At 30.7% G+C, this 12580-nt stretch carries 14 protein-coding genes; all 14 read right to left on the bottom strand.

All coding sequences use genetic code 11. The annotated features are described in order from the left end of the window. Nucleotides 1-6: 6 nt before the first annotated feature. The 14 genes from recO to prmA all read right to left on the bottom strand — a co-directional run bounded on the left by recO (nucleotide 7) and on the right by prmA (nucleotide 12434). On the bottom strand, nucleotides 7-759 hold the full coding sequence (recO, locus tag ACK2WO_RS10840; protein ID WP_178412129.1) for a DNA repair protein RecO: 753 nt from the start codon (nucleotides 757-759) through the stop codon (nucleotides 7-9). A gap of 83 nt (nucleotides 760-842) precedes the next feature. Beyond that, nucleotides 843-2228 carry a magnesium transporter gene (gene mgtE, locus ACK2WO_RS10845; protein WP_178412130.1) on the bottom strand — a complete coding sequence of 462 codons (1386 nt, stop codon included), beginning with the start codon at nucleotides 2226-2228 and terminating at the stop codon, nucleotides 843-845. Nucleotides 2229-2266: 38 nt separating this feature from the next. Further along, complete coding sequence (gene era, locus ACK2WO_RS10850) at nucleotides 2267-3166, bottom strand: GTPase Era (protein ID WP_178412131.1); 900 nt, start codon at nucleotides 3164-3166, stop codon at nucleotides 2267-2269. Between the two features lie 25 nt (nucleotides 3167-3191). Continuing rightward, complete coding sequence (locus ACK2WO_RS10855) at nucleotides 3192-3923, bottom strand: diacylglycerol kinase (RefSeq protein ID WP_414697849.1); 732 nt, start codon at nucleotides 3921-3923, stop codon at nucleotides 3192-3194. Nucleotides 3924-3959: 36 nt separating this feature from the next. Continuing rightward, nucleotides 3960-4421 carry an rRNA maturation RNase YbeY gene (gene ybeY / locus ACK2WO_RS10860; RefSeq protein WP_178412133.1) on the bottom strand — a complete coding sequence of 154 codons (462 nt, stop codon included), beginning with the start codon at nucleotides 4419-4421 and terminating at the stop codon, nucleotides 3960-3962. An 81-nt stretch (nucleotides 4422-4502) separates the two neighbouring features. After that, complete coding sequence (locus ACK2WO_RS10865; protein WP_006440918.1) at nucleotides 4503-5504, bottom strand: PhoH family protein; 1002 nt, start codon at nucleotides 5502-5504, stop codon at nucleotides 4503-4505. A gap of 349 nt (nucleotides 5505-5853) precedes the next feature. Next, the gene (locus ACK2WO_RS10870) at nucleotides 5854-7014 is read right to left on the bottom strand and encodes a rubredoxin-like domain-containing protein (protein WP_414697850.1); all 1161 of its coding nucleotides are present in this window, start codon (nucleotides 7012-7014) and stop codon (nucleotides 5854-5856) included. Between the two features lie 148 nt (nucleotides 7015-7162). Further along, nucleotides 7163-7711 carry a ribosome hibernation-promoting factor, HPF/YfiA family gene (gene hpf / locus ACK2WO_RS10875; protein WP_414697851.1) on the bottom strand — a complete coding sequence of 183 codons (549 nt, stop codon included), beginning with the start codon at nucleotides 7709-7711 and terminating at the stop codon, nucleotides 7163-7165. A 334-nt stretch (nucleotides 7712-8045) separates the two neighbouring features. Further along, nucleotides 8046-8489 carry a GatB/YqeY domain-containing protein gene (locus ACK2WO_RS10880; RefSeq protein ID WP_118548783.1) on the bottom strand — a complete coding sequence of 148 codons (444 nt, stop codon included), beginning with the start codon at nucleotides 8487-8489 and terminating at the stop codon, nucleotides 8046-8048. 30 nt (nucleotides 8490-8519) lie between these two features. Further along, the gene (gene rpsU, locus ACK2WO_RS10885; protein ID WP_002844447.1) at nucleotides 8520-8699 is read right to left on the bottom strand and encodes a 30S ribosomal protein S21; all 180 of its coding nucleotides are present in this window, start codon (nucleotides 8697-8699) and stop codon (nucleotides 8520-8522) included. A gap of 199 nt (nucleotides 8700-8898) precedes the next feature. Then, the gene (locus ACK2WO_RS10890) at nucleotides 8899-9249 is read right to left on the bottom strand and encodes a histidine triad nucleotide-binding protein (protein ID WP_414697852.1); all 351 of its coding nucleotides are present in this window, start codon (nucleotides 9247-9249) and stop codon (nucleotides 8899-8901) included. Nucleotides 9250-9391: 142 nt separating this feature from the next. Next, a complete protein-coding gene (gene mtaB / locus ACK2WO_RS10895; protein ID WP_414697853.1) occupies nucleotides 9392-10690 on the bottom strand; it encodes a tRNA (N(6)-L-threonylcarbamoyladenosine(37)-C(2))-methylthiotransferase MtaB in 1299 nt (432 codons plus the stop codon). Continuing rightward, nucleotides 10691-11443, bottom strand: coding sequence for a 16S rRNA (uracil(1498)-N(3))-methyltransferase (locus ACK2WO_RS10900; RefSeq protein WP_414698749.1), 753 nt, complete (start codon nucleotides 11441-11443; stop codon nucleotides 10691-10693). 43 nt (nucleotides 11444-11486) lie between these two features. Then, the gene (gene prmA, locus ACK2WO_RS10905; RefSeq protein ID WP_178412136.1) at nucleotides 11487-12434 is read right to left on the bottom strand and encodes a 50S ribosomal protein L11 methyltransferase; all 948 of its coding nucleotides are present in this window, start codon (nucleotides 12432-12434) and stop codon (nucleotides 11487-11489) included. Nucleotides 12435-12580: the final 146 nt, after the last annotated feature.

The following is a 12580-nucleotide window of genomic DNA, read 5'->3' on the forward strand; positions in this document are numbered from 1 at the left end:
TCCTTTTTAAAACTTATGTAAATCATCTAAGATGTTTAGAGATTTCATATTTAAATTACTTACATATGCTGTTAAGTACTGTTTCATTAATTTTGAAAGTTCCTTAGTCAGCACTTTATTGACTTGTGCCTTGCTGACAGTCTCTATTTCATTTGTCAGTATATAATTCATAAGCTTTCTCGTTGTTATATCAAGTCTTATATTTCCCGAGAAATTTTCTGCACATCTTTTACAAAGCATTCCACCTTCTTCTATATTGAATATAGCCCTTTGATCCGATTCATCTCCACATACAGAACATCTATCGGTAATAGGTCTAAATCCCATACAATCAGAAAACTTCAATTCAAAAGCTGCTGTTATAAACTCTTTATCAACATCCTTTTGAGACAGAAGATACATCGTTTTAACTATTAAATTGAATAATTTCGGATTTGTCTGGTTTTCTAAAAGAGAATTTTCAACTAATCTAGATATATAGGATGCATAAGAAAATGCATCTATATCATAGGATATATCATAAAAACTTTTTATTATCTCGCTCTGAGATACTCTATACATTCCTCTTTGTTTTTTTAATGTAAAATTGCTATATGCAAAAAGTTGTGCTGAAGGAAGTAGTGCCGACTTATTTCTTTTGGCACCTTTGGCTATTGCTGATACTTTTCCTAAATTTCTAGTAAAAATAGTAAGTATCACATCATTTTCAGAGTATCTGGATGTTCTAAGAACTATCCCCTGTGTGTTGAATATAACCAAATTTATCAATCCTTTTTATTATATTAATTATACTATATTTTCATTAAGTTTTATATATTTATATTATCATAATCTTTAATTTATTATCCTATCATCTGTGAAAGTAGTATACTAGATGTTAAATAATAAGCTCCTATTCCAATTATATCTAAAATTGTAGATATAACCGGAGCAGATATTGTAGCTGGGTCTGAGTCTAATTTAGTAAGCATAACAGGGGCTAGTACACCTATTAAAGCTCCTATTGCCATATTTACAAATAATGAAATAGATATAACTAAAGCCATATTTACATTATGTTTAAATACATAAATAACAATAGCTGTTATTACTCCACATATCAGTCCTGTAATTATCCCAACTAAACTTTCTTTTGCAATATCCTTTCCAGATATTTCCCTATTAGATAGGGTTATTATTGTAACTGAAGATGCCTGGCATCCTATATTACCACCCATTCCTATAACTAACGGAACAAAGAATAGAAGTTCCACAAAATTTGTTCTTATTAGAGTGTCGAAGTTTGCCATTAAACTTGAAGCCAATAACCCTCCGATTAAAGTTAATAAAAGCCAAGGCATTCTACCTCTTATTGAAGATAATATCTGCTGTGCTAAAGTTGAGTTTTCATCCTCAGCAGTATCTCTCTCATGTTCTGAGCTACCTGCTAATTTGTACATATCTTCATTAGCTTCCTCTTCCATAACATCTATAATATCATCTACTTTTATTATACCTCTAAGTTTTCCTTCTCTGTCTACAACTGGGATTGCAACTAAATTATATTTTGATACCAATCTAACTGCCTCTTCCCTATCTTCGTCATCATAAACTGATATAAGATTTTCTATCATAAGATCTTCTACTATAGCCTCATCTCTAGCAACTATAAGTTCTCTAAGAGAAAGTACACCCACTAGCTTTTCTTCATCATCGACTACATATATATAGTAGATTGTCTCCGCATCTTCTGCTTCTTCTCTCATTTTTTCTATAGCTTGAAGTGCAGTCATGTCCTTATTTATAGATATATATCCTTTTGTCATAGTACCACCAGCTGTATCATCTTCATAGAATAAAAGCTCTTTAACAGCTTCAGCGTCCTCAGGATTTAGGTAATCTATTATTTTTAATCTTTCATCTTCTTCAAGTTCATTTAAAATATCTGCCATATCTCCTAATGACATGCATTCTAAGATATTTTTAGCATGCTCTATTTCAAGTTTCGAAATCATTCTACTGAAAAATTCAACTCCACTTTCCTCTAATATAGAAGCTGCCATATCACTTGGAAGTATTTCAAATAATTTTACCTGCATTCCCTCGTCTTCTAAATTTTCCATAACATCATATATATCTATAATATGATATTCCTCAAGTAATTCTCTAAGTTCGAAGTATTTGTGATTTTCAATTAACGACTTGACCTCGTCTAATAAATCTTGTGATGTTTCTTGCGTCCTGTCCATTTTATCCACCTTTTTAATATATTTTGTATTAAATACAATTATTTGCTATTATCATTGAGCCCAAAATTATTGATATAATTCTGTAAGTTTCTCCAGTTTTCTTTAACTTTTACCCATAACTGAAGGTTTATCTGAGAACCTAAAAGTAATTCTATATCCTGTCTAGCAGATTTTCCTATTCCTTTTAGCTTTCTTCCACCTTTACCTATGATTATTCCCTTGTGAGAATCTCTTTCACAATAAATAACTGCAGATATGTCTATTATATCTTTATTCTGTCTTGCCTTCATTCTTTCTATTTCAACAGCTACCCCATGAGGTACCTCGTCATCAACATAATGAAGAACTTTCTCTCTTATAAGTTCAGCTATTAGGACTCTTTCTGGCTGATCTGTTACCATATAATCTGGGAAATATTTTGGCCCTTCTTCTAAATCTTCTTTGATAACATTTATAAGAGTTTTTACATTTTTACCTTTTAATGCAGATATTGGCACTATTTCTTTAAACATTTTCTCATCATCGTACATTTTTATTATGTCGAATAATTCATCTTTGTCCTCTATCTGATCTATTTTGTTTATTACTAGAACTATTGGTGTTTTAGAACCTCTAAGATCTTCCATTATTCTTCTATCTCCAGGTCCTATTTTTCTTGAGCTATCTACAACAAATAGTATTAAATCTACATTACTAAATGCATCTGTAGCAGCTTTTACCATTATTTCTCCTAGTTTATTTTTTGGTTTGTGTATACCAGGAGTATCTAAAAATACCACCTGTGATTCATCATCAGTATAAACCGCCTGAATTGTATTTCTTGTTGTCTGAGGTTTATCACTCATTATAGCTATTTTTTCTCCAACAACATTGTTCATCAAAGTAGATTTTCCTACGTTTGGTCTACCTACTATGCTGACAAAACCTGATTTAAACATATATTATTCTCCTAACTTTTTATAATTAATAGAAAAGACCTAACTGGAATACCAATATTGCAATTAGAGTACCTAATACACCTCCTGCAACTGTTTCCCAAAATGTATGTATCTTTCCCTCTATTCTACTCTGTGCAACGAGTAATGCCATTAAATATGCAAGTGTAGATGCTTCTACCCTTTCTGTCATAAGTGTTATAGCTGTAGCTATTGCAAATGAAAGAGCTGCATGCCCACTAGGCATCCCACCCTTTAGAGGAGTTCCTGTATTTGTAAGTGCTTTTGCAACAACAACTGCTAGTAAAACCATGACTATACATATTAATGTTATATGCATTTCAGATTCTCTTATTGAATAAATAAGATAACCCGAAAGCTTGGTCAATTTATCATAGAAAATTATATAACCAACTGCAACAGCATTTAACGATACAACAAGTACCGCCCCTGCTGCAACATCTTTAGCTATCTTTGCTAATTCATGGTATTCCGATGTAACTAGGTCTACAGTTTTTTCAATTGCTGTATTAAACATCTCAGCAACTATAACAAGTGTTATAGCAACTAAAAGCATTATAAACTCTAGTTTAGATAGTTTAAATAATAAACTTACAAGCAAAATACTAAATGCTATAAGATAGTGAATCTTCATATTTCTTTCTGATTTAAAAGTATATATAACTCCCTCTATTGCAGCATTAAATGATTTGATTATGTTTTGTTTCTTTTTCTTCTTTTTTTTACCGTTTTCTTCCATAGGACCCTGCTCCCTTTTCAAATATTAGTAAAAAAACTAATCTCTAGTTATGTTTAATTTAGTAAGAACTGCCTCTTCTTTTTCTCTCATTTCTCTAGTATGTTCCTCAGTATCATGGTCGTAACCTAATAAATGGAACATACTGTGACATACTAAGAAGCAAACTTCTCTTTCGAAGCTATGTCCATATTCTATACTCTGTTCTAAAGCTCTCTCAAGTGATACAACTATATCACCTAAAGACATTTCTTCATATTCTACATCCTCAAACTCATCAGATAGCATAGGGAATGATAGCACATCTGTAGCTCTATCAACACCTCTAAACTGTTTATTAAGCTCATGTATTTCTTTATTGTCTACAAAAGATATGCTTATATCGTAGTCATCACTGTACCCTTCATAATCTAATACTTCTTCTACTATATCCTCTATTTTTTCATAAAGTTCATCTTTTATATCTATTTTTTCCTGTCTATCATCAAATATATATCTCATAATTTCCACCTGCTTATTTAATTTTTTGTTCAAATTAATTTTGAAATCAATCTATTTTTATTTAATTTTCAATTTACCAGATTATTTGTTCTGTCTTTTTCTCTCTTCCTTTTTTTCTCTTTTGTAAGCTTCTTTTTTCTCGTATTTATCGTATGCCTTTATTATTCTCTGAACAAGCTCATGTCTAACAACATCTCTATCTGTTAGCTCTTTTATTCCTATTCCATTGACATCCTTTAATATATACGTAGCCTGAACTAATCCACTTTTCTTATTTGATGGAAGGTCTGTCTGTGTAACATCACCTGTTACTACAGCTTTTGACCCAAACCCTAATCTAGTAAGGAACATTTTCATCTGCTCAGATGTTGTATTCTGCGCTTCATCTAGTATTATAAACGCATTATCAAGTGTTCTACCTCTCATAAATGCAAGAGGAGCAACCTCTATAATACCTCTTTCTATATATTTATTAACCTTATCTCCACCTAGCATTTCAAATAATGCATCATAAAGTGGTCTTAGATATGGGTCTATTTTTTCCTGTAAATCTCCAGGAAGGTATCCTAAGCTTTCACCAGCTTCAACTGCAGGTCTTGTAAGCACTATTCTTGTTACTTCATCTCTTTTAAATGCTTGCACTGCCATTGCAACTGCTAGATACGTTTTTCCTGTACCAGCTGGACCTATACCAAAAGTTATATCATTATTTTCTATTAATTTAACGTATTCCTTTTGACCTAAAGTCTTAGGCTGAACTGGAGTACCTTTTTTTGTAAGTACTATTGTTCCTTCAAGTTCTTGTATTCTATTTTCATCTCCATCATTAAGAAGTGATAAAGAATATAGTATTGACTGTTTATCCAATGATTTTCCTTTAGATACTGTAGTGTGTAGCTCATTCATTAAACTATTTGCTGCCTCTACATTTTTTTCTTCACCTATCAAAATAAGATTTCCTTCTCTAAGTGTTACATCTATATTTAGTGACTTTTCTATAAGCTTAATATTTTCATCAAAGTTTCCAAATAATTCTCTTTCAAAATTTGGCTCTGATATAAGAAATTTCTTTTGTATAATCAATTCTTTCTTTCCTCCCAGCTTAAAGCTTTCTTAAACTTTTTTGTTTCATTACATAAATATAATTCCACATTCTATATTATACCATTTTTATTGCTTATTTCATAATAAATTTGAACTTCATTTTTTATTATGAAATAAACTTTTAAAAATTTTTCTTTAAAGCTTGTAAAAAATATATCTATTCCTCTCCAGGCAGTCAAGCTGCATTGTCGAGGAGATAGATATATTTAATTTACAAGCAACAGAAAGAATTTATTTAAAAGTAATAATTTATAAGTAAATTAATTTCATTCAAGACAGAAAAAAGGCTGTCACAAATTTTGTGACAGCCTATATAATATATCTTATTTTACTGTTTTATGAAATGAGATTTGTCTACATGGCATAGTGGGCATTCGTAGTCGTCTGGTTCTTTTGTTATGTCACCTTCGTATACGTATCCACATATGTCACAGTAGTAGCTTACTCCTGCTTCTTCTGACTGTGGAGTCTCTTCTTTTACTTCTTCCTTTGATTCTTCTTTTTCTACTTTTATAAAATGAGATTTGTCTACATGGCATAGTGGGCATTCGTAATCGTCTGGTTCTTTTGTTATATCTCCTTCATATACGTAGCCACATACATCACAGTAGTAGCTTACTCCTTCTTCTGACTGTGGAGATTCTTCTTTTACTTCTTTTTTTGGTTCTTCTTTTTTAGCTGTAGAAGATTTTTCATCAGATTTTATAAAATGAGATTTATCCATACCACATAATGGGCATACATAATCGTCGCCTTCTTTTGTTATATCGCCTTCATATACATAACCACATACATCACAGTAATAGCTTACTTTTTCTTCTGCTGGTTCTTCTTCCACTTTTACAAAATGAGATTTATCCATATGGCATAATGGACATTTATAATCGTCAGGCTCTTTTGTTATATCTCCTTCGTATACATAACCACATACATCACAGTAGTAACTTATTTTTCCTTCTGCTTTTGGAGCTTCTTCTTTTTTATCTTCTGCTGCAATATATGTAGGAGCATTCTTTGGTGCTTTACCTTTTATTACACTATGATAATAATCATAAGTCATAGGTTTATGTTTCCCTACAAATCCTGTATTTGTTACTTTTGCAAGTATTAAAGAATGTGTTCCTGCATCTGTAAAAGATACAACTTCACATATTAAATATCCGCTTATATCCTGAACCATTACTGGCATTTTATCTACATAATCATATTTGAAACCATCGTATTTGTCATTTTTTTCAGATGACTGGAAACCAAATGTTCTTATTATATCTGGATCTGTATCTTCTGATAATATAGATACACTAAATCTTCCCTCTTCTTTTATACAATCATGTGTAAAATTATCTTTATTCATACTTACACATATCATTGCTGGTTCTGCTGAAACCTGAAATACTGTATTAACAACACACCCAACTTTTCTTCCATATTTTAATGTTCCTATTGTATAAAGTCCATAAGATAAGTTTTGTAAAACTTTAATATCCATAATTTTGTTTCCTCCTTAAAATTCATATACTTTATTTCTACCCATTTTACTTATGTTATAAACATTTTTTAATCATATTTTAAAAAAGGAGTTGCCTACTGACAACTCCCTTATTTGCATTTTTTATTTATAAATGAATCGATAGAATTTATACTTCCTGTTCTATTAATCCATATCCGCCTTCTTTTCTCTTATATACTAAGCATATTTCGAAACTTTCCCGATCTTTAAACATATAAAAATCATGGTCTGTTAAATTCATCTGAAGTATAGCTTCTTCTACACTCATAGGTTTTAAGTTGAATTTTTTTCTTCTTTCTATTACTACTTCAGGTTCTTCTGGTTCATAATCTAATTCATGAGCTAATTCTTCTATTCCTTCATATCTAATAGAGAAGTTGCCTGGTACTCTAGTTTTAAATTTATCTTTATATTTTACAATCTGTCTGCTTAACTTATCGCAAACTAAATCTATTGCTGGATATAAATTATCCTGTTCTTCTTCCACTCTTATTGTGTGTCCATTTACATTAGGTATCATAACTTCTACCTTCTGTCTATTTTTCCCAGCGCTAACAGTTACTTTAACTTCTGTGTCTTCATCAAGGTATTTTCCTAATTTTTTTAATTTGTCTTCTGTATACCCTTTTATTCCATCTGTTAATTTAACGTGTTTTCCAGTTACTGTAACTTTCATAAGACCCTCTCCCTTCGCTAACATATATCGTTTTCCCTTAGTATTTTTTATATTTTATGTTTGATATATGTCTTTTTAGCTTATATATATAATAACTCATATTATTTCGAATTTACAGACTTTTTATTTAATTGAAAGTATGTTATTATAAATATAACCGAGTGTCAATTTCATTTTCATTTTATTGCTATGAAATTTATTGAGATAACCTTTTAAAACTATCTCTTTTTTTTATACATTTTTTAATTTAACTATATTTTTTAGGTAAGCAAATATAAATTTATTCAAAAAAGATTAAAAGCCTGGATAAAATATCCAGGCCATATATACATATTTATTGTAAGTTTTCCTTAACTAATTTATTAATTAGTTTTCCATCAGCTCTACCTTTTGTTTTAGGTTTTATAACTGACATTATTTTTCCCATATCCTTCATAGAAGTTGCTCCTACTTCAGATATAGTCTGTTTTACAATCTCATTTAGCTCTTCTTCGCTTAATTGTTGAGGTAGGTACTCTTTTAATACTTCTATTTCTGATCTAGTCTCTTCAACTAAATCTTCCCTTCCAGCATCTAGAAATTGTTCTAAACTGTCATTGCGCTGTTTTAGCTGTTTTGATATTATATCTATAACATCATCATCGTTCAATTCGATTCGTTTATCAACTTCTACCTGCTTTATTGAAGATCTTATTAAAGTTATAACTGATTTTCTCAATGTATCTTTGTTTTTCATTGAAGTCTTTAGATCTTCTTGTAATTTTTGTTTAAGGGTCATTTCCCCTCACCTCTTTGTTTTTATTTGCTACTATCTTTTAGCGTTTTTTCTTCTAGCTGCTTCAGCTTTTTTCTTACGTTTTACACTTGGTTTATCGTAGTGTTCTCTTTTTCTAACTTCAGACATTATGCCAGACATTGCACACTGACGTTTAAATCTTCTTAAAGCACTGTCTAATGATTCATTTTCTCTTACTCTAACTTCTGACATTCTTTTTCCCTCCCTCCGATAGCGCAATTATGCTGGGACTGTAACAACTGTTAAGGATTACAAACCTAACACTTAATCTAGTATAAACTAAATCTTTATTTTTATCAAGTATTTTTGTTCCTAATCCGATATTTTTTTTAACATTTTTTTAAAATTGCCCAATCATACATTTTGCTAAGATTTTCCTAGGAAAACAATCCTATTTTTCTTCTGCTTCGTAGTTAGGAAGTTTTTTACCTGCTAGTACATGGTAGTGTATGTGTTTAACTTCCTGACCACCATCTTCACCGCAGTTGTTTATTATTCTGAATCCAGTTTTATCGAATCCTTTTTCTTTAGCTATTGTATTTATAGCGTTGTGTATATCAGCTATTATACCTATTTCTTCTGCTGGCACATCTAATATACTAGCATAGTGTTTTTTAGGTATTACAAGTATATGATATGGCGCAACAGGATTAAGGTCGTTAAACGCTAATATTTTATCATCTTCATAAACTTTTGATGATGGTATTTCTCCATTTGCTATTTTACAGAATATACAATCCATAATTAATTCACCTCCGATTTGTTATCTTTATAAAATTCTACACTAAAATAAAAAATCCTTCTTTTTTCACCAAATTAATCGGCAAAACAAGAAGGATTTTATCTCTAATTTATATTTTTACTAAATTATTTTTTATTTTCTACTATATTAATACACCTTCAACATAGTCTTCTTTTATTCCTGTTATTTTTACTTTTCTTATCTGTCCAGAAATGTCTTCTTCACTTGGAGCTTCAACTCTCATGTAGTTCATTGTAAGCCCTTCATAATTTCCAGATTTAGTAGTTTCTTCAAATAAAACATCCATTTCTCTTCCTATAAATCTTTCAGCAAATTTATCGAAATTATTTTTAGATAGAGATATAAGCTGTTCACTTCTCATATGTTTTACCTGAGGATCTATCTGGTTGTCCATCTTAGCTGCTGGAGTACCTTTTCTTGGAGAATATTTGAATATATGCATCTGTGCTAATTCTATATCTTTTAAGAATTCATAAGTCTGTTTAAATTCTTCATTAGTTTCTCCAGGGAATCCAACTATAACGTCAGTAGTTATAGCAACATCTGGCATTTTTTCTCTTAATCTCTCTACTATTTCTCTATATTCAGCTGTAGTATATCTTCTATTCATTCTATTTAATGTAGCATCACATCCACTCTGTAGTGATAAATGGAAGTGAGGACAAACTTTATCCATTTTAGAGATTTCTTCTACAAACTCATCAGTGAATAATATAGGTTCAACTGAACTAGTTCTTATTCTTTCTATACCATCTATTTCATTTACAGCTTTTATAACATCTAGTAATTTAACATCTTTATCCTTTATATCTTTTCCGTAAGATGCAACGTGTATTCCTGTAAGAACTACTTCCTTATACCCTTTAGAAGCTAATAATTTAACTTCTTCAACTATATTATCAAGATCTCTACTTCTAACTCTTCCTCTCGCATAAGGAATTATACAATATGTGCAGAATCTATCGCATCCATCCTGAATTTTCATAAATGCTCTAGTTCTTCCATTAGTCTGAGTTATTTCGATTTCTTCAAATTCTTTTACCTTCATTATATCGTCTACTGTAGACACCTTATCATTGCATGTAACAGCCTCTACCTTTTCAACTATATGTCTTCTATCATTAGTACCCATAACTAAATTTACTTCTTCTATATCTAGTATCTCCTCTGGAGCAACCTGAGAATAGCATCCTACAACTGCTATTACAGAGTTTGGGTTCTTTTTCTTAACTCTTCTTATATACTGTCTTGATTTTCTATCACTCATGTGAGTAACAGTACAAGTATTTATAACATAAACATCTGCATATTCTTCACTCTGAACGTGCTCATATCCAGCATGTTCAAATAATTCTATCATAGCTTCTGTTTCATACTGGTTTACTTTACATCCAAGTGTGTAAAAAGCAACTTTTTTCACTTATATTTCTCCTCCTAAATCACCTAATTCATATTGTACAAGTGCTGAGGCAACAGTAGATGCAGTTTCTGTTCTGAGAATTCTAGGACCAAGAGTAACTACTTTTGCTCCATTTTCTTTAAGTGCATCTATTTCTTCATCAGCAATTCCACCTTCTGGTCCTATAAATATACCTATAATTTCTATATCAAGCCCTCTTATCTCTTTAACTAAAGGTATATTTCTTTCATCTTCATAAGGGCAAATATTGTAATCATTTCTCTTCATATCCTCAAGAGCTTCTTTAAAACTTAAAACTCCTCTTAATGTAGGAATTTTTCCTCTCTTAGACTGTTTAGCTGCTTCATAGATGATTCTTTCCCATCTTTCAAGCTTTTTATCTTCTTTTTTACCGTCTACTTTTGCAACACTTCTTTTTGTATCTACTAAGATTATTTCATCAGTTCCAACTTCAGTTAATTTCTGAAGAATATACTCCATCTTAGGACCTTTTGGCATTCCCTGATATACTCTAACTCTTAGCTTAGATTCTCTTTTTATATCCCTTTTGTCTATTATATCTAGACAAACTTCTTCTTTAGACATAGATTTTATTTCGCCTATATACTCGTTATCTTCTCCGTCACAGATTTCAAGTTTTTCGCCTTCTCTATATCTAAGAACTTTTGTTATATGCTTTACATCTTCACCTTCTATGATGCATGTATTTTCTTCTAAATTTATATTGTTCTTGTCTACAAAAAATCTATCCATAGTCCATGTCCAATCCATAATAATATCCTTTTTAAATAAATTTTTATTTTTTTATTTTAGATACTATAGCAGACCATTCTCCTTTTCTGATAACTTCTACTATTTCAAATCCATTTTCTTCAAGACTTTCTACTACTTCATCTATTTTTGCAAGTATTATACCTGAAGATATAAACACAGCATCTTCTTTCATAAACTGCTGTACATCTTTAGCAAGTATTTTTATTATGTCTGCTATTATATTAGCTACTACAACATCTGCTTTATCATGTATAACATCAGTTAAGTTTCCATGAAGTACTGTAACCTGTTCTTCTACGTTACTTTCTTTTACATTTTCTTTAGCAACTTCAACAGCTACTTCATCTAAATCAACTGCTGTAACATCATTAGCACCTAGTTTAGCAGCTGCTATTGCTAATATACCACTACCACAACCTATATCGAATACCTTAGCATCTGGAGTAACGTATTTTTCTAACTGGCATATACACATACTAGTTGTTTCGTGAGTACCTGTACCAAATGCCATACCTGGATCTAGCTCTATAACTATATCTCCATCCTGTTCTTCGTATTCTTCCCAAGATGGTTTTATAACTATCTTTTCACCTACTTTAGTTGGTTTGTAGTATTTTTTCCAGTTATTTGCCCAATCAGCTTCATTAACTGTATCTAAAGATACACTTCCTTCACCTGGGTCTATACCAAAATCTTTAAGTGTTGATATTCTATGTCTTACATTTTCAACGAATTCTGGTACATTTTTTTCTTCAGATATATATGTTTTTATTTTTACGCAGTCTTCTCCACTTTTGTTGAATACTTCTTCTTCAACATAATCCCAATCATATTCGTGTTTTTTCTGGAATTTAAAGTCATTAGGGTCTTCTATCATAGCCCCTGCTGCTCCATTTTCATAAAGTATATTTGTTATAGCCTCAACTGCTTCTGTAGTTGTTCTAATTGTTACTTCTATCCAATTTCCCATTTTTCGTAACCTCCATCTAAAAAATATTATTCTTTAAATTGACACATGGTCAAAATTTTCCATTTTACATTACCTTTTATTATATCATACTATATAACAATTTTTATCTATTATCTTTTCTTTCTGCAAAAAAAGGTTGTGCTACT

Source organism: Peptacetobacter sp. AB845 (assembly GCF_047528295.1).
Lineage (GTDB): Bacteria > Bacillota > Clostridia > Peptostreptococcales > Peptostreptococcaceae > Peptacetobacter.

Bases quoted from the DNA above. Each gene is read 5' to 3' on its own strand.
- ACK2WO_RS10870 (WP_414697850.1), bottom strand. From the start codon at position 7,014: ATGGATATTAAAGTTTTACAAAACTTATCTTATGGACTTTATACAATA.
- ybeY (WP_178412133.1), bottom strand. From the start codon at position 4,421: ATGAGATATATATTTGATGATAGACAGGAAAAAATAGATATAAAAGAT.
- mgtE (WP_178412130.1), bottom strand. From the start codon at position 2,228: ATGGACAGGACGCAAGAAACATCACAAGATTTATTAGACGAGGTCAAG.
- prmA (WP_178412136.1), bottom strand. From the start codon at position 12,434: ATGGGAAATTGGATAGAAGTAACAATTAGAACAACTACAGAAGCAGTT.
- ACK2WO_RS10880 (WP_118548783.1), bottom strand. From the start codon at position 8,489: ATGACCCTTAAACAAAAATTACAAGAAGATCTAAAGACTTCAATGAAA.
- ACK2WO_RS10855 (WP_414697849.1), bottom strand. From the start codon at position 3,923: ATGGAAGAAAACGGTAAAAAAAAGAAGAAAAAGAAACAAAACATAATC.
- era (WP_178412131.1), bottom strand. From the start codon at position 3,166: ATGTTTAAATCAGGTTTTGTCAGCATAGTAGGTAGACCAAACGTAGGA.
- rpsU (WP_002844447.1), bottom strand. From the start codon at position 8,699: ATGTCAGAAGTTAGAGTAAGAGAAAATGAATCATTAGACAGTGCTTTA.
- ACK2WO_RS10890 (WP_414697852.1), bottom strand. From the start codon at position 9,249: ATGGATTGTATATTCTGTAAAATAGCAAATGGAGAAATACCATCATCA.
- ACK2WO_RS10900 (WP_414698749.1), bottom strand. From the start codon at position 11,443: ATGGATAGATTTTTTGTAGACAAGAACAATATAAATTTAGAAGAAAAT.
- hpf (WP_414697851.1), bottom strand. From the start codon at position 7,711: ATGAAAGTTACAGTAACTGGAAAACACGTTAAATTAACAGATGGAATA.